Source organism: Pseudonocardia sp. T1-2H, from assembly GCF_038039215.1.
Classification (GTDB): domain Bacteria; phylum Actinomycetota; class Actinomycetes; order Mycobacteriales; family Pseudonocardiaceae; genus Pseudonocardia.
Map to the genome: position 1 here is coordinate 858,741 of NZ_JBBPCL010000001.1, position 19,222 is coordinate 877,962.

At 71.4% G+C, this 19,222-nt stretch carries 21 protein-coding genes; 16 read left to right on the forward strand and 5 right to left on the reverse strand.

Features of this window, described 5'->3' with window-relative positions:
* Positions 1 to 66: 66 nt before the first annotated feature.
* Both WBK50_RS04350 and WBK50_RS04355 read right to left on the reverse strand, forming a co-directional pair.
* On the reverse strand, positions 67 to 603 hold the full coding sequence (locus tag WBK50_RS04350; RefSeq protein WP_341334350.1) for a hypothetical protein: 537 nt from the start codon (positions 601 to 603) through the stop codon (positions 67 to 69).
* A gap of 22 nt (positions 604 to 625) precedes the next feature.
* A complete protein-coding gene (locus tag WBK50_RS04355; RefSeq protein WP_341334351.1) occupies positions 626 to 1,543 on the reverse strand; it encodes a hypothetical protein in 918 nt (305 codons plus the stop codon).
* Between the two features lie 407 nt (positions 1,544 to 1,950).
* Here WBK50_RS04355 and WBK50_RS04360 point away from each other — a divergent pair, with 407 nt between their 5' ends.
* From WBK50_RS04360 to WBK50_RS34925, 3 genes are all read left to right on the forward strand, one after another.
* Positions 1,951 to 2,631, forward strand: a complete 681-nt coding sequence (locus WBK50_RS04360) for a type 1 glutamine amidotransferase domain-containing protein (protein WP_341334352.1) — start codon at positions 1,951 to 1,953, stop codon at positions 2,629 to 2,631.
* Positions 2,632 to 2,750: 119 nt separating this feature from the next.
* On the forward strand, positions 2,751 to 3,329 hold the full coding sequence (locus tag WBK50_RS04365; protein ID WP_341334353.1) for a dihydrofolate reductase family protein: 579 nt from the start codon (positions 2,751 to 2,753) through the stop codon (positions 3,327 to 3,329).
* Positions 3,330 to 3,337: 8 nt separating this feature from the next.
* On the forward strand, positions 3,338 to 3,535 hold the full coding sequence (locus WBK50_RS34925) for a hypothetical protein (RefSeq protein ID WP_445942221.1): 198 nt from the start codon (positions 3,338 to 3,340) through the stop codon (positions 3,533 to 3,535).
* A gap of 288 nt (positions 3,536 to 3,823) precedes the next feature.
* Here WBK50_RS34925 and WBK50_RS04375 read toward each other — a convergent pair whose 3' ends face one another.
* Positions 3,824 to 4,174 (reverse strand): transglycosylase family protein, encoded by a 351-nt coding sequence (locus WBK50_RS04375; protein ID WP_341334354.1) that lies wholly within the window; start codon positions 4,172 to 4,174, stop codon positions 3,824 to 3,826.
* Between the two features lie 888 nt (positions 4,175 to 5,062).
* Between WBK50_RS04375 and WBK50_RS04380 the strand changes: the two genes are divergently transcribed.
* Positions 5,063 to 5,980 carry a LysR family transcriptional regulator gene (locus tag WBK50_RS04380; protein ID WP_341339287.1) on the forward strand — a complete coding sequence of 306 codons (918 nt, stop codon included), beginning with the start codon at positions 5,063 to 5,065 and terminating at the stop codon, positions 5,978 to 5,980.
* A gap of 25 nt (positions 5,981 to 6,005) precedes the next feature.
* Here WBK50_RS04380 and WBK50_RS04385 read toward each other — a convergent pair whose 3' ends face one another.
* Positions 6,006 to 6,791, reverse strand: coding sequence for an alpha/beta fold hydrolase (locus WBK50_RS04385; protein WP_341334355.1), 786 nt, complete (start codon positions 6,789 to 6,791; stop codon positions 6,006 to 6,008).
* 160 nt (positions 6,792 to 6,951) lie between these two features.
* Between WBK50_RS04385 and WBK50_RS04390 the strand changes: the two genes are divergently transcribed.
* The gene (locus tag WBK50_RS04390; protein ID WP_341334356.1) at positions 6,952 to 7,476 is read left to right on the forward strand and encodes a phosphonopyruvate decarboxylase; all 525 of its coding nucleotides are present in this window, start codon (positions 6,952 to 6,954) and stop codon (positions 7,474 to 7,476) included.
* Positions 7,473 to 8,069, forward strand: a complete 597-nt coding sequence (locus tag WBK50_RS04395; RefSeq protein ID WP_341334357.1) for a thiamine pyrophosphate-dependent enzyme — start codon at positions 7,473 to 7,475, stop codon at positions 8,067 to 8,069. The genes WBK50_RS04390 and WBK50_RS04395 overlap by 4 nt, the downstream gene beginning before the upstream one ends.
* 31 nt (positions 8,070 to 8,100) lie before the next feature.
* Here the strand turns inward: WBK50_RS04395 and WBK50_RS04400 are convergent, their stop codons facing one another.
* A complete protein-coding gene (locus WBK50_RS04400) occupies positions 8,101 to 8,997 on the reverse strand; it encodes a LysR family transcriptional regulator (protein ID WP_341334358.1) in 897 nt (298 codons plus the stop codon).
* Positions 8,998 to 9,183: 186 nt separating this feature from the next.
* Between WBK50_RS04400 and WBK50_RS04405 the strand changes: the two genes are divergently transcribed.
* The 10 genes from WBK50_RS04405 to WBK50_RS04450 all read left to right on the forward strand — a co-directional run bounded on the left by WBK50_RS04405 (position 9,184) and on the right by WBK50_RS04450 (position 19,158).
* On the forward strand, positions 9,184 to 10,062 hold the full coding sequence (locus tag WBK50_RS04405) for an FAS1-like dehydratase domain-containing protein (RefSeq protein WP_341334359.1): 879 nt from the start codon (positions 9,184 to 9,186) through the stop codon (positions 10,060 to 10,062).
* A 30-nt stretch (positions 10,063 to 10,092) separates the two neighbouring features.
* Entirely contained in the window at positions 10,093 to 11,277 is a 1,185-nt protein-coding gene (locus WBK50_RS04410) for a CaiB/BaiF CoA transferase family protein (RefSeq protein WP_341334360.1), read from the forward strand.
* Positions 11,278 to 11,314: 37 nt separating this feature from the next.
* Complete coding sequence (locus WBK50_RS04415) at positions 11,315 to 12,469, forward strand: acyl-CoA dehydrogenase family protein (RefSeq protein WP_341334361.1); 1,155 nt, start codon at positions 11,315 to 11,317, stop codon at positions 12,467 to 12,469.
* A gap of 38 nt (positions 12,470 to 12,507) precedes the next feature.
* The gene (locus WBK50_RS04420) at positions 12,508 to 13,332 is read left to right on the forward strand and encodes an HpcH/HpaI aldolase/citrate lyase family protein (protein WP_341334362.1); all 825 of its coding nucleotides are present in this window, start codon (positions 12,508 to 12,510) and stop codon (positions 13,330 to 13,332) included.
* A gap of 107 nt (positions 13,333 to 13,439) precedes the next feature.
* Positions 13,440 to 14,846 carry an MFS transporter gene (locus WBK50_RS04425; RefSeq protein WP_341334363.1) on the forward strand — a complete coding sequence of 469 codons (1,407 nt, stop codon included), beginning with the start codon at positions 13,440 to 13,442 and terminating at the stop codon, positions 14,844 to 14,846.
* A gap of 38 nt (positions 14,847 to 14,884) precedes the next feature.
* Positions 14,885 to 15,547 carry a response regulator transcription factor gene (locus WBK50_RS04430; protein WP_341334364.1) on the forward strand — a complete coding sequence of 221 codons (663 nt, stop codon included), beginning with the start codon at positions 14,885 to 14,887 and terminating at the stop codon, positions 15,545 to 15,547.
* Positions 15,548 to 15,549: 2 nt separating this feature from the next.
* Positions 15,550 to 16,941: a sensor histidine kinase gene (locus WBK50_RS04435; protein ID WP_341334365.1), complete on the forward strand. Its 1,392-nt coding sequence runs from the start codon at positions 15,550 to 15,552 to the stop codon at positions 16,939 to 16,941.
* A 135-nt stretch (positions 16,942 to 17,076) separates the two neighbouring features.
* A complete protein-coding gene (locus WBK50_RS04440) occupies positions 17,077 to 18,084 on the forward strand; it encodes a TAXI family TRAP transporter solute-binding subunit (protein ID WP_341334366.1) in 1,008 nt (335 codons plus the stop codon).
* Positions 18,081 to 18,395 carry a hypothetical protein gene (locus tag WBK50_RS04445; RefSeq protein WP_341334367.1) on the forward strand — a complete coding sequence of 105 codons (315 nt, stop codon included), beginning with the start codon at positions 18,081 to 18,083 and terminating at the stop codon, positions 18,393 to 18,395. The genes WBK50_RS04440 and WBK50_RS04445 overlap by 4 nt, the downstream gene beginning before the upstream one ends.
* A 307-nt stretch (positions 18,396 to 18,702) precedes the next feature.
* Complete coding sequence (locus WBK50_RS04450; RefSeq protein ID WP_341334368.1) at positions 18,703 to 19,158, forward strand: GreA/GreB family elongation factor; 456 nt, start codon at positions 18,703 to 18,705, stop codon at positions 19,156 to 19,158.
* The last annotated feature ends 64 nt before the right edge of the window (positions 19,159 to 19,222 follow it).

The following is a 19,222-nucleotide window of genomic DNA, read 5'->3' on the forward strand; positions in this document are numbered from 1 at the left end:
CCATTCGACCACGAGTCCTCGGCGGGGCTGCGTCATCCGGTCCCGTGACCACCGATCGAGGCCGGGTTAGCCCTGTGTCTGCGCGACCAATGGCGGGTCCTTCAACGCCACGGGCTCGCTGCGCTGGCCGCGCTCCGCGGCGGGCTTGGTGGCGATGCCGATGAGCTGCCGGAACACCCAGATCAGACGGATCAGGCGGCCGGACGCGAAGATCAGCGTCCCCTCTGCGATCCACCGCATGCCGGCGGCCGACGTGCCGTCGCGGTCGAACACCTTGCACAGGATCAAGATGCCGAGTGCAGTGGCGAGACCACCGAGCGCCGACATCCACTGGGCATGGACCTGGTCGCCCGCGTAGGCCCGGAACTGGGTGATCCGCGGCCCGGAGAAGGCGAGGTAGCTCGCCAGCGCCGTCGCGGTGAAACCGAACAGCAGACCGGTGACGGCGATCATGTCCGTGTACAGGCTGAGCCGGTTGGTGAAGCCGGTGGTGCGGAGCACGTCGAACCGGCCCGTCGACCACGCGAGCGCGACGTGGCCGCTCGTGAGGAGCGCGGCGCACGGCCAGTCGAGCCATCGGTACTCGACGAGCCGCTTTCCCATCGCCCCCGCCACAGCCGAGAGACTACGCGGAGGGACTGTCGGTTCGGGTGCCGTCGAGCGCGCTGAGGATGTCCTCGTACTGTTTGTCGTAGGCCTCCCTGATCGCCTCGCTCACCCGGGCGTTGCTCGGGCCTCCTCCGGCGCGGTCGATCTCGACCTCGACCTCCTGGGCCACCGCCTGCGCGAGGAAGTCGAACGAGTCGGACCGGTCGTCCTCGATCCGCCGGTACTTGATGTTGGCGCGTTGCGCGCTGCCCAGGGCGTTCCTGGTGAACAGCTGCCGAAGCACGCCGAGCGCCCGGTCCGAGGTGTCCTCCGGGCCGTTCGGGGAGAACTTGAGGGCGAGCTCGACCGACACGCCGGGAAGGTTCTGCTTGAAGGTCCTGATGGCGTCGGCGAGGAAGTTGGCCGGTCCGCCGACCTCCGCCGCGGTGTCCGCGTCGAGCTCGAGGTTGATCCGGGTCAGCTTGCCGACGCCGGCGAGCGCCCGAAGTGCGTCCCTGTCGACGAGGGGACGGATCGTCATCTCCTCGTCGAACACCGCGGAGTTGAGGAAGTCCCGCAGCGACGCCGGCCCGGGTGACTGTCCGGTCTGCCTCATGATGCCGACGACGTTCCGCTCGAACAGGCCGACGTGGGTCGGCTCGGCGATGGTGTCGCCCTCGTCGAGCTCCAGGGCGCGATAGCGGCGGCCGTGCTCGATCCTCATCCGCACGTCGCGCGTGATGCGGTCGACGATGATCATGGGGCACTGCCGGGCCCGGCCGGCGCCTTGTGGCGTGTGGACGCTCCCGAGCAGTTCCAGCCGGGCGAGCCGCACGTAGGCGTCCTGGTCGGGAATGTTCGACACGAGGTCGAGCAGGCGTTCGATGTCCATGTCCGGCACCTGTTGCTCGTCCTTGGACAGCAGCTCGTAGAACCGGACGGTTGCCTTACCCACGCTGACCTCTCGCTGCACCACGACCGCGACTCGAACGGGCCGAGCCCGACCCCCGGCGCCGGGGCTGCACCCCCTTCCTGCGTGGCCCCGCGGTGACAGCCGAGGGCACGTCGACGGCACCACCAGCCGCTGCCCGTTGCCGAGCGCGGGCGGTAGACGGTCGCGTCGCCGGGTCTTCCCCACCTCGGCGCCGCGACCGAGGCCACAGACTACCACCTGGATCGAACATATGTTCGACAGCGGTGGATGATCGTTCTGGTTCTGCCGTTCCGAGCACGAGATCCTCGGCGTCGTCCTGACCGAGCAGGACCGGCGGGAAACAAGGCTTACGGCCCCGCGTCGGGGGTACCTCGCACGGCAGCAGACAGTCGACGACGTCCCTGACGGGCCGGAGATGGTGACGTGACATGAAGATCCTGATGGTGCTGACCTCACACGACAAGCTCGGCGACACCGGGCGCAGGACCGGGTTCTGGCTCGAGGAGTTCGCGGCCCCCTACTACGTGTTCTCCGACGCGGGCGCGGACGTCACCCTCGCCTCGCCCAAGGGCGGGCAGCCACCGCTCGACCCGCGCAGCGACGAGCCCGACTCGCAGACGGACGCGACGCGGCGGTTCCGGGCCGACGAGGAGGCGCAGGCGAAGCTCGCGGACACGGAGAAGCTCGCGAACGTCTCCGCCGGCGACTTCGACACGGTCTTCTACCCCGGTGGGCACGGCCCGATGTGGGACATGCCCGACAACCCGGACTCGATCGCGCTGCTCGAGGGGTTCCTCGCCGCCGACAAGCCGATCGCCGCCGTCTGCCACGCGCCCGCGGCACTGGTCAACGTGCGCGCGCAGGACGGGTCCTACCTCGTGGCGGACCGGCATGTCACGGGCTTCGCCGACGAGGAGGAGGCCGGGGTCGGCCTGACCGGCGTGGTGCCGTTCCTGCTCGAGGACCGCCTCGCGGACCGCGGCGCCGTGTACGCCCGCAGCAAGGCCTGGGGTCCGCACGTGGAGGTGGACGGGCGGTTGGTCACCGGCCAGAACCCCGCGTCGTCGACGGGCACCGCGGAGCGGCTGCTGGAGATGCTGCGGGCCTGACCCCGGGCGGTGGGGTCCGCCTCCGGTTCGTACAGATGCCACGGCGCGAACGCGCAGGTCCTCGCCGACCCGGTCAAGGCGATCTTGGTGCTCTCCGGACCCGCTGACGATGAGTTCGGGTGCGCCGGGCGGTCTACTTCCCCATGGGCACTCTCAGCTACGCGATGAGCATCTCCCTCGACGGCTACATCGAGGACCTGACCGGCGGCATCGCCTTCTCCGAGCCGGACGAGGAGGTGCACCGCTTCGCCAACCAGCAGACTCGTGAGACGGCGGCGTTCCTGTTCGGCCGCGGCCTCTATGAGGTCATGGAGGAGTTCTGGACGGCGCCGGAGCGGGCCGACGGGCCCGAGGTGGAGGCGGAGTTCGCCCGCGAGTACGCCGCGACGCCGCGGATCGTGTTCTCCGACTCGCTGGAGTCGGTCGCGCCCGGGTGCCGGCTGGTGCGCCGCGCCGATGCGATCGACGAGGTGGTCCGGCTCAAGAAGGAGACCGACGGCGACCTGGCCGTCGGCGGCGCCGGTCTGGCTGCATCGCTGCTGGACCTGATCGACGAGTTCCGCCCGAGGGTGGTGCCGGCCTTCATCGGCGGCGGCAAGCCGTACTTCCCGCTCGGCGCCGACCTGCGGCTGCGGCTGGTCGAGCAGCGCGCCTTCCGCGGCGGCACCGTGTACCTGCGTTACGAGAGGATCGGCTGATCGAGCACGTGCCGTCGGAGGACGGCACCGAGATCGCCGCCGAGCGGGCCGGCGCGCTCGACATCTACGGCGCCACCGAAGAGAGGTGGCGGGACGCGCGCGAGTACGGCGTGACGGACATCGACGGCTCCGCTCCTGATGCGTGGCGCCGAATCGTGGGGGTCCAAGACCCGGGCCTCCGAGCGGACAACACCGGCTATCGATGACGGCGTGACGCTCGGCCGGGCGTCGCAGAACCTGCATCCGCCTCAGCCGCGACGACTCGCGCCCTCTTCGGAACGGAAGCCACGCACGCGGGGCCCGGCCGGTTGTCTTCACCGGCCGGGCCCCGCGCGTGAAACAGATCCGGGCTGAGTCTTCCCCGCGCCCGCGGCGGTATTCCCGACGAGATCAGGCGCTGCCCGAGGTCGAACGGCCGCCACGGCGCACGGGGGTCTTCCGGAATCCGGGGGCGGAACAACAGCTGCCGCCCCGACGATCGGAAGTCTCGGCCGTCAGGCCAGGCCGAGCTTCTGCGAGCACGCCGGCCAGGCGTTCCAGCCCTGCGCGGCCAGCACGTTCTCGGCGACGGCGATCTGCTGCTCGCGGGTCGCATTCTCCGGGACGCCCTGGCCGCCGAAGGCCTGCCACGTCGAGGGGGTGAACTGCAGGCCACCGGAGAACCCGTTGCCGGTGTTGATGCTCCAGTTGCCGCTGCTCTCGCACTGGGCCAGCGCGTCCCAGGTCGAGCCGGACGCAGCGTTCGCGGTGCCGGAGACGGCGAGGGGAGCTCCGACCGCGATGGCGCCGGCGAGAGCCGCACGCAGCAGGTTACGGCCGGAGAAGATCGAGATTCGAGAGAACATAGGGAGCACTCCATCTGCGCCATCGAGAAAGACTCCTGCACAGATCGGATTGCAAAGCAGCTTGGGGAGCTGATGCCGAACTCTGCCCGGCCGACGTTGGGGATGACGTCTGCCGGTACTTTCTCGCCCCTGTTCCAGCTTTTTTCTCTACGGACCGAAACCGCGGAACAGGGGGAGGCGCAGCGGGTCGGATGACTTACCGGCCGACCCGGACGGGCCAACCGGTAATCGAGGCTACGTAAAACTGAGGTCGGATGGTAATGATCGATTCATGACCGGCGTCACGCACCCCCGGCCCGTTGCTTTCCGTACTTGCCGAATGCGCAGGTCAGGCAGCATGTATCACGGTTTGATCACGGCGGTGGTATTCGATGGAATCACGGCGATTGTCACCCACGCCACAGTCGGTCGACGACTACTCGTGCGGAGAAGTGACAGGGGTAACGGTGTCGATACCGCCGATCGGGCGCCGCCCCATACCGGAATTCGGACCCTCGCCGTTGGGCCGTGCCTCATTGTCGTGCAGGGACCCGATCGCCTTCGCGACGTCCGTCGGCGGCACCGACCGGGTTACCGGCCTTCGACATCCACGTTCGGTTCGCCGGGTGTCGATCACCGCGGTATCGCACCCTGGCCTCGCTGCCCGGCGTGTCGGTCACCGAGGGGCGCCCCACGGGCGATGCTCGAGGTCTTCCGAAACCGCTCGAGGTCGAGGGCGGCCCTTGCCGGGCCCGGCGGACCCACGGCTGCCGGTAGCGGACCTGCAGGCGGACCGGACCCTCCCCGGCTCATCACGAGGGCTGATCGAAGGAGCCCGGCGATAGAGCGTCGGCATGCCAGGATCATCCGGTCCCGGTCGGCAGGAGGCCCGCGATCGACGTCAAGCAACTGTCCGCGCTCATCGCGGTCGCCGAGTCGGGAAGCGTCACCCGGGCCGCGGACATCCTGCACCTGGTGCAGCCGGCCGTTTCGCGGCAGATCCGGCTCCTCGAGGACGAGCTGGGCACGGCGCTGTTCGAGCGGACCCGCAGCGGCATGGTCCTGACCTCGGACGGGCGGGTGCTGCTCGAGCACGCGCGGCGTGCGCTCGGGGAGCTGGAGCGGGCGCGCGCGGAGATCCGGCCCCGCTCCGGTGAGCTGCAGGGTCTCGTGACGGTCGGTCTGCTACCCAGTTTCGCCGACCCGCTGGCCGAGGCGCTGGTGGGCCGGGTGGCCCGCGAACATCCCACCGTGCAGCTCCGCCTGCTGGTCGGCTACGCCGGGCACGTCGCCGAGTGGCTCGACGCCGCTGACGTCGACCTCGCCGTCCTCTACGACGTCCGACCGTCGGCCTCCGTGGACGTCCGCCCGCTGCTCGACGAGGCGCTGTGGGTGGTCGGGCCGCCGGACGCCGACCTCTCGCTCGAGCACCCGATGGGCCTGGCGGAGGTCGTCGACCGGCTCCGCGTCCTTCCCAGCCGTCCGCACGCCATGCGCAACATGCTCGAGCGGACGGCGGCGCGGAAGGGCTGCGAGTTGCGGGTCGCGGTCGAGACGAACTCGATGAGCGTGCAGCGCCGGCTGGCCGCGGCCGGTGTCGGACTCACCGTCCTGCCGGGGACCGCGGTGACGAACGCGCTCGCCCGGGGCAGGGTCACCGCCGCTCCCCTCACCGACCCGGAGATGCGCCGCAGGTTGGTGCTGGCGATGCCCGGCACGCGCAAACTGAGTGTCGCCGCCCGCGGCGTCGCCGACCTCCTCGTCGACGAGATGGCCCGTTCCGTCGCCAGCGGTGCGTGGCCCTCGGCCACCTGGCTGGGTGGTTGACCTGCGCGAACGGTCCGCTCTCGGATCAGTTCCGGTGCTGTCCGAGGAAGTCCAGGACCGCCCGCCCGGCCTGCTCCCGGAACTCCTCGAAGTAGGCGTGGCGGGCCCCCTCCAGCAGGAGGCTCCGGCTGTCGGGAATGCGCTCCGCGAGCAGTGACGCGTTCGCGGTGGGACAGAACAGGTCGTCGGTGCCGTGCAGGATCAGCGTCGGGGCGGCGATTCGAGCGAGCGCGTCCCACGCGTCGTGTCCTGCGCTGGCTCTGCGATGACCACGGCGCGCGGCGGCGCTCATGTGGCGGTCGCCCAGGACTGCGTACGGGCCGGGGTGCGCACGGAGCCAGCCCGGGGTGAACATCAGCTCGCCGAGGGCGCGCTCGGCGTCCTGCGGCGGGCCTGCGAGCGGTCGCAGCACGTCGGGGGCCGCGACGAGTCCTCTCTCGCCGCCAGGCGTGGTGCAGCCGAGGACGAGGGAGCGGACCCGGCCCGGGTGGTCCGCGGCGACCCATTGGGCCACCTTCCCGCCCATGGAGGTCCCGTAGACGTCCACCCGGTCCAGGCCGAGCTCGTCGAGCACCGCGATCACGTCCCCGGCGAAGCGCCGGGTGGTGTACTCGGCGCCGGGCGGCGACTCGCTCTCGCCGGTGCCCAGCGCATCGATGGCGATGGTGCGGTGCGCCGCGGCGAAGTCGCTTCGTACGGGGCCCCACCAGCGCCGCGAGTTGGCCTGCCCCGCCAGCAGCACCAGCGGGGGGCCGGCTCCCTCGACGTCGAAGTGGATCCGGGCGCCGTCGGCTGCCGTCGCGAAGCTCACGTCGGGCCAGTCTGCCTTTCCGGGCGGTGCCCGCCGGTACCGGGTGACGCGACCCGGTGAGGGATGACGGCCCGGCATCCGTGCATGCCGATTCTCTATTGGTCAGCGCCGGATATCACGCCTGATGATGCTCGGGGTACTGGCGACGCGGAGGAGACACATGGCTGAGCAGGCGTGGCAGAAGGAGGCGTTCGACGTCCTCCTGGAGGCCGGGGTGCGGCAGATCGCCTACGTGCCCGACGCCGGACACGCGTACTCGATCCGGGAGGCCATCGGTAGCCCGGAGATCCAGGACGTGGTGCTGACCAGCGAGGAGGAGGGCGTCGGCGTGGTGGCGGGGGCGTGGCTCGGTGGCCGGCGCGCCGTGCTGCTGATGCAGAGCAGCGGGGTCGGCAACTGCGTCAACATGTTCTCGCTGCTGGAGAACTGCCGCTTCCCGTTCCTGACGCTGATCACGATGCGCGGGGAGTACGCCGAGTTCAACCCCTGGCAGAGCCCGATGGGGCGCAGGGCCCAGGGTGTCCTGGAACTCATGGGAATCCGCGTGTACCGCGCCGACGCACCCGACGAGGTCGGGGAGGTCGTGAGCGCCGCGGTCGATTCGGCGTTCCTCGCGGGGGAGCAGGTCGCCGTCATCCTCGGCCAGCGCCTGATCGGCCGGAAGAAGTGGGAGGGGAACCGATGAGCAGCGCAGTGACCGAACCCCGGATCGAGCGGCGCCGCTTCGTCGCCGATCTGCTGGCAGGTGTGCCGGACGCCCTCGTGGTGACGGGCCTCGGATCGCCGTCCTACGACGTGTTCGCCGCCGGCGACCGCGACGAGAACTTCTACCTGTGGGGCGCCATGGGCGCTGCGGTGCCGGTCGGACTCGGCCTGGCGCTGGCTCAGCCGGACCGCTCGGTCGTCGTCGTGACGGGTGACGGCGAGCAGCTCATGGGCGTCGGATCCCTCGGAACCGTGGGGGCCTGCGAGCCTTCGAACCTGACCGTCGTCGTCCTCGACAACGGGCACTTCGGCGAGACGGGCATGCAGCGGAGCCACACCAGCCTCGGCACGGACCTCGCCGCGGTGGCCCGCGGTTTCGGCATCGCCGACTCGTTCCGCGTCGAGGACCACGACGGGGTGACGGGCGTGATCGAGCGGATCCGCGCCCGGTCGGGTCCGGCCTTCGCGCAGGTCCTCATCTCCGCCGAGGAGCCGCCGCGGGTGCTCCCCCCGCGCGACGGCGTGTTCGTGAAGAACCGCTTCCGCGCCGCCCTGGGCCTCACGCCCTTCTGAGCGGGAGCTCGTACCGCGGCGGGACGGCGGCTCAGTCCGCCGGCGCCCTACGCCAGCGGCCCGAGAAGACGAACCCCATGAACCTCTCGGTGAGGGGTGAGCGGGCCACCTCCTCGTGCCAGACCAGCCCGAGCTCCCGGTGCGCTGCGGAGTCGGCCAGAGGGATGTACACGGCGTTCGGCTCGGCCCGGTTCGGACGCGGTGCGGGGACGACCGCGACTCCGAGGCCTGCCGCCACCAGCCCTTCCATCGTCGCGATCTCCGCGCTCTCGAAGGCGATGTCCGGGGCGATGCCGGCATGGGCGAAGAGGTCCTCGGTGAGCTGTCGCAGGCCGAACTCCCGGCCGAGGACGATGAACGGCTCGTTCGCCGCGGCAGCGAGGTCGACCTGGTCGAGCGCCGCGGCGGCGTGATCGCGCGGTACCACCAGGCACAGCTGCTCACGGTGGAGCGGATGCCAGCCGAGGTCCTCGGCGTCGGGTCTCGGCCCGGTGATCGCGATGTCGGCCTGGCCTTCGCGAACGTGGGCGAGGAGCTCGTAGGACGCGGCCTGGGTGAGGGAGAACTGCACCCCGGGTGCCTCGATGCGGAAGCCTCTGATCAGTTCGGGCGCCAGCCACGTCGCGACCGAGTGCAGGAACGCGAGCCGGACGGAGCCGTGATCGGGGTCCCGGAGAGAGCGGATCCTCTCGCCGGCGGCATCGAGCTCCCCGAGACTGCGGCGGGTGTGCTCGAGGAGGACGCGGCCGTAGACGTTCAACCGCAGCCTGCGGTTCACCCGGTCGAACAACGGAGCCCCGACCTGGCGCTCCAGGCGGGCCAGACCACGGGACAGGGTGGGCTGGCTGATGCTCAGCCGGGTGGCGGCCCGGGTCATGTGCTCGGTCTCGGCGAGGACCACGAACCACTCGAGCTCGTCCACCGTCATGACGCCATCATGCATGAGCGTCATCAAGCCGGTTCAACATTGTCATTTCCCGTATCGATCGGGAAGCGGCAGGATGGCGGCTGTCGCGAGCACAGATTCTATATTCTCCAGAATCCTGAGCCGGCGACCTCGGCGTCGGCGCCTCGTGGCGGCCGGCGCAGCACGATCGTCGAACGAGGGGACCCGATGAGTGAGCCCGGCAAGCAGAGCGTCCTGGCCGAGTCGCTGCGGAGCTGGCGGCCCGGCACCGTCGAGACCTCGCGTCGGGTCGACCCGTGGTCGGCCGCGGCGTTCGCCGCGCTCATCGACGCCGACACGCCGGCCCTGAAGGAGGGCGACCCCCTGCCGCCCCTGTGGCACTGGTTCACCCTCCTCGACCATCCCGCGCAGGCGGCGATCGGCGAGGACGGCCACCCGACGGCCGGCCCCTTCCTTCCCCCGATCCCGGGGCGGCGTCGCATGTTCGCCGGGGGCAGGTTCAACCAGGACGCGCCGATCCCGCTCGGCGCCGAGCTGCACTGCCGGTCGGCCGTCGCGGACGTGACGGTGAAGTCGGGCCGCAGCGGCGAGATGGCCTTCGTGACGGTCCGGCACGAGCTGTCCGTCGCCGGTGAGCTGGTCGCGACCGAGGAACAGGACATCGTCTACCGGTCGGAACCCGAGGGCACGCCACGCCGCACGATGACCCGTCCCGAGGGCGGTGAGCCTGCGCCGGACGGGGACTGGAGCTCGGCCCTGCCGACCGATCCCGTCCTGCTGGCCCGCTTCAGCGCCCTCACCTACAACGGTCACCGCATCCACTACGACACCCCGTACGTGACCGAGGTGGAGGGCTACCCGGATCTCGTGGTGCACGGCCCCCTCCTCGCCCTCCAGGCCCTCGAGCTGCCGCGGGTCAACGCGCCCGGTAAGACGGTCCGGACGTTCGAATACCGGCTCGTTCGCCCGGCCTTCGTCCCGGCCCGGATCCTGAGTGCCGCCCGCTGCGACGGAGACCGCGCGCAGATCACGGTGGCGGCCGAGGGCGTCACGCCGTCCCTGACGGCCACCGTCCGGCTCGCCTGACCCGATCACCTCGCCGAAGGAAGGCCGTCGATGACGTCCACCCCGCCCCTGCAGGGCATCACCGTCGTCAGCCTGGAGCAGGCCGTCGCCGCCCCGTTCGCCACGCGTCAGCTCGCCGACCTGGGAGCGCGCGTCATCAAGATCGAGCGTCCGGGTGGCGGGGACTTCGCCCGCGGCTACGACGAGGCGGTGTACGGGAACTCCAGCTACTTCGTGTGGCTGAACAGGTCGAAGGAGTCGCTGACCCTCGACCTGAAGTCCGAGGAGGGCCGGGGGATCCTCGGCGAGCTGCTGGGCCGGGCCGACGTCCTCGTGCAGAACCTCGGCCCCGGCGCCGCCGGGCGGCTCGGGCTCGACCCGGCAACCCTGGCCCGCACCCATCCGCGGGTCATCCCGTGTTCGGTCTCGGGCTGGGGCACCGACGGGCCGTGGGCGGATCGGAAGGCCTACGACCTGCTGGTCCAGTGCGAGACCGGGCTCCTGTCGATCACCGGCACGTGGGACGAGATGGCGAAGGTCGGGATCTCGGTGGCCGACATCGCCGCCGGCATGTACGCGTACTCCGGGATCCTCACCGCGCTCCTGCGCCGGGCGACCACCGGTGAGGTCTCGGCGGTCGAGGTCTCGTTGTTCGAGGCGCTCGCCGAGTGGATGGGCGCGCCCGCCTACTACACCCGCCACGGCGGCCGGCAGCCCGCGCGGGTCGGCGCGCAGCACGCCACGATCGCCCCGTACGGGCCCTACGAGACCGCCGACGGCACGATCCTGCTCGCGGTGCAGAACGACCGTGAGTGGCGTTCCCTCTGCGATGTGGTGCTCGACGAGCCGGAGACGGCCACCGACGACCGGTTCACGACGAACTCGGCGCGGGTGGCGCATCGGGAGGAGCTGAACGAGCTCATCCGTGGCAAGCTCCTCCCGCTCGAGACGAAGCGTGCGGCCGAGCTGCTCGACGCGGCCGGGGTCGCCAATGCGAGCATCAACCAGGTCGAGGACTTCCTGAACCATCCGGTGCTCGAAGGCCGCGACCGCTGGCGGCCGGTGCAGGTCCCGGGCGGTCGGATCGAGGCGCTGCGGCCTCCGGCCGACCTCGCCGGCGTCGAACCGGTGATGGGTCCCGTCCCCGCCCTCGGCGAGCACACGGCCTCGATCCTGCGCGAGCTCGGACGCTCGGAGGACGTCATCTCCGATCTCCGCGACCGCGACCTCGTCTGAGCACAGCCACCACGTCGACCACCCGAGAGGAACACCCATGAGCGTCCTGAGCACCGAGGAGCAGGCGGTCGTCGAGACCGTGCGCGAGTTCGTCGAGCGCGAGGTCCGTCCCGTCGTGCGCGAGATGGAGCACGCCAACGAGTACCCCGAGAAGCTCATCGAGCAGATGAAGGAGCTCGGGATCTTCGGCCTGGCGATCCCCGAGCCCTGGGGCGAGGCCCCGGTCTCGATGCCCTGCTACGCCCTGGTCACCGCCGAGCTCGCCCGCGGCTGGATGAGCCTGGCCGGCGCGATGGGCGGGCACACCGTGGTCTCCAAGCTGATCCTGGCCTTCGGGACCCAGGAGCAGAAGGACCACTACCTGCCCCGCATGGCCACCGGCGAGATCCGGGCGACCATGGCGCTGACCGAGCCGGGCGGCGGATCCGACCTGCAGGCGATGACCACGAACGCCCGCCTCGACGGGGACTCCTACGTCGTCAACGGTTCCAAGACCTGGATCACCAACTCGCGACGCTCGCAGCTGATCGCGCTGCTGTGCAAGACCGACCCCAAGGCCGAGCCCAAGCACAAGGGCGTGTCGATCCTGCTCGTCGAGCACGGGCCCGGGCTCACGGTGTCGAAGGACCTGCCCAAGCTCGGCTACAAGGGCGTCGAGTCCTGCGAGCTGCAGTTCGACGACATGCGGGTGCCGGCCTCGGCCGTGCTCGGCGGGGTCGAGGGCAAGGGCTTCGCGCAGATGATGAAGGGTCTGGAGACCGGCCGCATCCAGGTCGCCTCCCGCGCGCTGGGCGTCGGCCGGGCGGCGTTCGACGACGCGCTGCAGTACGCCCAGGACCGCGAGTCCTTCGGCCAGCCGATCTGGAAGCACCAGTCGATCGGCAACTACCTGGCGAACATGGCCACCAAGCTCACGGCCACCAAGCAGCTGATCCTGCACGCCGCGGAGAAGTTCGACGCGGGCGAGCGCTGCGACATGGAGGCCGGCATGGCCAAGCTGTTCGCCTCCGAGGCCGCGATGGAGATCGCGCTGGACGCGGTGCGGATCCACGGCGGGTACGGCTACTCCACCGAGTTCGACGTCGAGCGCTACTTCCGGGACGCCCCGCTGATGATCGTCGGCGAGGGCACCAACGAGATCCAGCGCAACGTGATCGCGAGGCAGCTCGTCAAGCGGGGCGGGCTCGACTGACCATGAGTGTGTCGTCCGGAGAACAGCACGTCCCTGCGGTGCGCGGACCCGCGCTCCTGTTCTGCCCCGGCAACCGGCCGGAGCGGTTCGGGAAGGCCGCCGCCGCAGCGGACACCGTCATCCTCGACCTCGAGGACGCCGTCGGTCCCGAGGAGAAGGACCTGGCGCGGAAGGAGGTCGTGCAGGCTCTCGAGCGGATGGACCTCGAGGGGGTGATCGTCCGGATCAACGCGGCCGGAACCCGCTGGTACTCCGACGACGTCCGCGCCTTGGCGGACCGGCCCGACGTCGTCGTCATGCTGCCGATGGCCGAGAGCGCGGAGGCGGTCGAGGCGCTGCGGCCCCATCCGGTCGTCGCCCTGTGCGAGACCGCCAAGGGCGTGCTGGCCGCGCCGCAGATCGCGGCGGCGGCGAACTGCGTCGGGATCATGTGGGGGAGTGAGGACCTGGTCGCCGACCTCGGCGGCCGTCGTGGCCGCGCGCCGGACGGCGCCTACTGGCCGGTGGTGGGCGAGGCCCGCACCCGTGTGCTCTACGCGGCCCGCGCTGCCGGTGTGACCCCGATCGACACCGTCCTGGTCGACATCGCCGATCTGGAGACGCTCGCGGCCGACAGCGTCGCCGCGGTCTCGTCCGGATACGCCGCGAAGGCGTGCATCCACCCGAAGCAGGTCGAGGTCGTCCGGACCGCGTTCCTGCCCACCCCGGACGAGGTCGCCTGGGCCGAAGGGGTCACCGCCGCCGCGCGGTCCGAGAGCGGGGTCTTCACCTTCGAGGGCCGGATGGTCGATGCTCCCGTCCTCGCCCACGCCGCCCAGGTGCTCCGCCAGGTCGGCGCAGCCGCTGATGAGGAACCGTCCTAAGGAAGCGTAAAGGTCCGCCGGTGAGGCTGTACCGGGGCCGGGGGCGCCGCGAGCATCAGTGATCGAGGACAACGTCACCCTCGATCCGTGCAAGCAAGGGAGCTTGAATGTCGCAGCCGAGCCGGCCCCCCACCCCGGTCACCGAGAGGCGGTCCTCGGTCGCCGCCAACGTCGCCCGAGGCTCGTTGGGGAACCTCGTCGAGTGGTACGACTGGTTCGTCTACGCCTCGTTCAGCATCTACTTCGCCACGGTCTTCTTCCCGGAGGGCGACCTCACCGCCCAGCTGCTGTCCACGGCGGTCGTCTTCGCCGTCGGCTTCCTCGTCCGGCCCCTCGGTGGCTGGCTGCTCGGCCTCTACGCCGACCGGTTCGGACGTCGTTCCGCCCTCAGCCTGTCGGTGATCCTGATGGGTGCCGGCTCGCTCATCATCGGCGCGACGCCCTCCTACGCGATGATCGGGCTCGCGGCTCCGGTGATCCTGGTCGTCGCCCGGCTGCTGCAGGGCCTGTCCGTCGGCGGCGAGTTCGGGTCCAGCGCCACCTACCTGTCCGAGGTCGCGGCTCCCGGCCGCCGTGGGTTCTACTCCAGCTTCCAGTACGTCTCGATCGTGTTGGGCCAGCTCTCCGCGCTGCTGGTGATGATCGGCCTGCAGAGCTTCCTCACCGAGGAGCAGATGTACGCGTGGGGCTGGCGGGTGCCGTTCTTCATCGGTGCCCTCGCCTCCCTGGTCGTGCTCTACCTGCGCCGGCACATGGACGAGTCCGAGCACTTCCAGGCCGAGAAGCGCGCCGAGGCGGCCGCGGCCGCGTCGGGCACGAAGGTGCGCAAGGGCCTCCGGGCGCTGGTCACCGAGTACCCGCTCCAGCTGGCGGCCGTGTTCGGCCTCGCGATCGGCGGCACCGTCGCCTTCTACACGTTCACGACGTACGTGCAGAAGTACCTGGTCAACTCCGCCGGGATGGCGAAGTCGACGGCGTCGGTCGTGGTCTTCTGCGCCCTGTTCTTCTTCATGCTCCTGCAGCCGCTCACCGGGCACATCTCCGACAGGATCGGCCGCCGCAAGGTCATGCTGTTCTTCGGGATCAGCGGCGTGCTGCTCACCGTTCCGCTCATGACGCTGCTCGGCGGGGCCTCCGACCCGGTCGTCGCGTTCCTGCTCCTGGCCGTGGCGATGATCTTCGTGAGTGGCTACACGGCCCTCTCGGCGATCGTGAAGGCCGAGATGTTCCCGACGAAGGTGCGCGCGCTCGGCGTGGGCCTTCCGCACGCTCTGGTCGCCGCGGTGTTCGGCGGGACGTCCGAGCCGGTCGCGCTCGCGCTCAAGCAGGCCGGCAACGAGTCGCTGTTCTTCTGGTACGTGAGCGGACTGTGCCTGCTGACGACGGTCGCCGCCTTCTTCGTCAAGGAGCCGTCGGCGCGGTCGACCCTCGAGGAGCCCCTCACGCCGCAGGCGCCCGAGGCCGCCCCGCGGCCGAAGGTCGCGGCCGGCGAAGGGGCTGTCCGGGAGCACTAGGCTCACGGGCCGGACGCACGTCGGGAGATCAGCGGGGCATGAGGGTAGCGGTCGTCGAGGACGACGACGGGGTCGCGAGCGCGATCGTCGACAGCCTCGGCATGCACCAGATCGAGACGGCCCGGATGAGCCGGGGGATCGACCTCCTGGGACGCCACCGGGAGTTCGACGTCGTGCTCCTCGACCTCGGACTCCCGGATCTCGACGGGCTCGAGGTCCTGCGCTCACTGCGGAAGGTCAGCACGGTGCCCGTCATCGTGCTGACCGCACGCGACGACGAACGGACCGTGGTGCGCGGCCTGCGCAGCGGCGCGGACGACTACCTCGTGAAGCCGGCCCGGATCGCCGAGCTGCTCGCCCGGATCGAGTCCGTCCACCGGCGGGCCTCCCGGGTCGCCGGGACCGAGGGCCCGGCGGTCCGGCGATTCGGGGACGTCGAGGTGTCCCTCGAGCTGCGGACGGTGCACGTCGCGGGTGAGCCCGTCAGCCTGACCCCGATCGAGTTCTCCCTGCTGGCGCATCTCGTCGAGACCCCCGGTGCCGCCGTCAGCCGGACCCAGCTGATGGACCGGGTCTGGGGCAACGCGTTCGTCGGCACCTCCCGCACGCTCGACGTCCACATGGCCGGGCTTCGGTCGAAGCTGCGGCGCCGCGAGTTCATCGAGACGATCCGCGGCTTCGGCTTCCGCTGGACCGGGTAGTCGTGCGGGCACGCCTGCTGTTCGTCCTGACGCTCGTCGGGCTCCTCGTCGTCACCGCCTTCTCGGTTCCGCTCGGCCTCTCGATGGCCGAGTCGCGGACCCGCGCGTTCGTCCTGTCGCGCAACGCCGACCTCGAGCGGTTCGCCGCGCTGGCGGATGCGTATGTCCGCGGGGACGACCTGGGAACGGTCCTCGGCGAGCTGCAGACCTACCGGGATCTCTACGGAGAGGAGGTGGGCGTCGTGTCCACGCGCGGCGCCGCGCCCTACCCGGAGGACTTCGACCAGGCCTCTCCCGAGGTCGCGGAGGCGGTGTCGCGGGCGCTGCGGAACCAGGCCGACCCGCTCGCCGGCGTCCTGACCCCGTGGAGCCGGAACGACGTCGTCTTCGCGAAGGCGACCGGCACGGACGCCCAGATCACCGGAGCCGTGGTCCTGGTCGCCTCCTCGGAGGCCGCCCGGAGCGACATCCGCCGGTACTGGCTGCTGATCGCCGGAGGAGGGGTCGTCGTGCTCGGCGTGCTGATCGCCTGCGCGGTGGGGGTCAGCCGGTGGATCCTGCGTCCGGTCGGTGTGCTGAGCGACGAGATGCGGGTCCTGGCGTCCGGCCTGCCCCGGGCGGGTGGCGTCCGGGCGGAGATCCTTCCGGAGGGGCGGGCCGTCGACCACTCGACCGGTCCGCCCGAGCTCAGGGAGATGACCCGCACCTTCGCGCTGATGGCGCAGCTCGTCCGCCGATCCACCGAGGCCCAGCGCCGGCTGGTCGCGGACACCGCGCACCAGCTGCGCAACCCGCTGGCCGCCCTGCAACTACGACTCGACAGCCTGAACGGCAGGGTGGACGCGAGCGCGGAGACCGGCTACGAACGCGCGGTGTCGGAGGCCGAACGGCTGGCGGACATCCTCGACGACCTCCTCGTCCTGTCGAAGGCGGAGGTGGCGGAGGGCATCGGGAGCGCGGCCTCGGGGACGTGCGCGCCCTGGCTGGTGGCGTCGGACCGCGTGGACGCCTGGCAGGACTCGGCGGCCCGGGCCGGCGTCACGCTTCGGGTCGCGGAGGAACGGGAACCCGGTCTCGTGGCCGCGATCGGCCACGACGACCTCGCCCAGGTGCTCGACGTCCTGCTCGACAACGCCTGCCGGTACGCGGGGCCGGGCGCACGGGTCACGGTCGACGTCGGGCGAACCGCCCCGGGGACCGTGGAGGTGACGGTGGCGGACACCGGTCGCGGGGTTCCGGACGACGAACTGGGGCGGATCACCGAGCGGTTCTACCGCGGCGCCGCGGCGTCGGTGCCGGGGACCGGTCTGGGACTGTCCATCGTGGACGCGCTCGTGGCGGGCAACGGGGGCGGCGTGGAGGTCCGTTCAGCGACGGGGGAGGCCTCGAAGTGACGGCGCGCCTGGTCGCGGCCGACGAGTGCGCCGAGGGGAGCGCGACGTGAGCGCACCTCCCGACGCGGCACGCGTGCTCGGCCGCCGGAGCGCGCTGGGTCTTCTCGGCGCCGGGGTCCTGGCGCTCACCGCCGCATGTGCCGAACCGGCTCGACAGACGGTGCGTCTGGGCACCGCCGAGCGGGGCGGGTTCTTCCACGAGTTCGGCGAGCTCCTCGCGGGCGTGGTCCGCGAGGACGATCGGCTCCCGTTCGTCCTTTCGACGGAGGCGACGCGAGGTGCCCTCGAGAACCTGGCAGGGCTCTCGGCGGGGCGGCTGGACCTCGCACTCTCACTCGCCGACGCCGCCACGGCGACGGAGAAGGGGCCGCTCGCCGTCGGCAAGGTCTACGAGAACTACGTCCAGGTCGCGGTGCCGCAAAGCTCCTCGATCCGACGGGTGGGGAAGCGAGCGGTAAGCGGGTCAGCTTCGGAGCGACAGGATCGGGCACGCGATTCGCCGCCGGCAGGATGCTGGAGGTCGCCGGCGTGGCTCCCGGGAGCGTCGTCGACACGCCCCTGCCGGTTCTCGAGCTGCTCGACGCCATGGCCGACGACCGCATCGATGCCGCGATCTTCGTCGGCGGGGTCCCGCATCCACCGGTCGACCCTGCGGGCGGGCGCGGGCCTGCGGGTGGGATCCGGCTCCTCGACCTGGGCGAGACCGCCGCCGGGCTGCGGGATCGCTTCGGCCCCGTCTACCAGCCCGTCGTGCTGCCGCCCGGGATCTACGGGTCGAGCTCACCGGTGACGACGATCGGAATCTCCAGTCTGCTGCTCGTCCGGCCGGATCTTTCCGATGTCGTCGTCGCCGACGTCGTCGACATGCTGCTCACCCGCTCGGACGCGCTCGTCCCGGCAGGGGCCCTCGGAGCTGCAGTATCTCGACACGCGCTCCCTCGTCCACACCTTCGGCATCCCGCTGCATCCGGGGGCGGCCAGCGCCTATCGAGCGGGCCACGGGTAGCGCGACGGTGCATGCGGCATCCGGCTCGGGGCAGGCTGGACGCCCGGGCCGCCTCGGCCCGTCGGCCGATGGCGGGCACGTCCTCGGGTCGCGGTCGTCGGTCTCCGGAGCGGCCCGCTCTATTGTCGGACGGGTGAACCGCCGCGCCGCCGCCGTCCTGACCGCACTCGTCCTCTCGTTCGGCGCCGCCGGATGCGGCGGGGGCGGGTCGCAGACTTCCTGCGCTCTCGACGGGTGCACGATCACGTTCCCGCGCAGCGGGGACTCCACGGTGTCGGTACTGGGGGTCGAGGCTCGGCTCGTCGGCGTGGTGAACGGTGCCGCGGAGCTCGTGGTCGCAGGTCAGCAGATCACCGTGCCGGTGGGTGGGCAGGCGGACGCGGGCGGCTTCACCGTCGCGGTGGACCGGGTGACCGACACCGAGGTCGTCGTGCGCGTCGCGCCCTGAGCGCGGGCGAGCAGCCCGATTCGGAAAGTCACCTCCGGGCCCTGCTGCGCAGCCGCACGGCGAGCGCAGCAACCAGGAGTACGACGCCACGACCCCGGTGAGCAGGCCGACGAGGCTCGTGGCCGGGGCCACGGCAGGCGCGGCGGTCTGCGTCCGCCCGGGGACCGTGCGGTCGTGCCCACCGGCGGCGCCTCTGCGGTGATCGATCACCGAGGCTCGCGTCCTCCGCCCGCCGGGGCCAAGGGTGGGGGCAAGTCCGTCCTCCCGGGCCGGACGCCGCGGCCGGAGCCGCGTGCGACCGTGGGGCATGACGGCGGCCGCGCACGACGAGCGCCACGCTCTGCTGGAGGAGCTGGGCCTGTTGCAGACCCGTCGGCGCGAGCTGGAGGAGAGCCTCGTGGCCGACGACCACCCGCCGCACGACTTCGGGGAGCGGGGCGAGACCACCGAGCGCCGCGACGAGCTCGACTGGATCGACCGCCGCATCCGCGACGTCGTGCACTACCTCGCGGAGGCGGGGCGGCCCGACGAGGACACGTCCGAGCGGGTCGGGCTCTACAGCACGGTGACGCTCCGGTTTCCGGACGGCTCCTCCGAGTCCGTCCAGGTCACCCGCTTCCCCGACGAGGACGTGCCGGTCACCACGCCCGAGAGTCCCCTCGGGCGGGCGTTGCTCGGGGCGCAGCCGGGGGACGAGATCACGTGGACGGCGCCGGAGGGGCGGTTGCGGGCCCGCGTGGAACGCGTCGACCGGCCTGCCTAGGGCCCGTCGCCCGCTCGAGCGGCCGACGGTTTCCGTGCCCCGGGCACCTGCTCCGCGAGGGCGA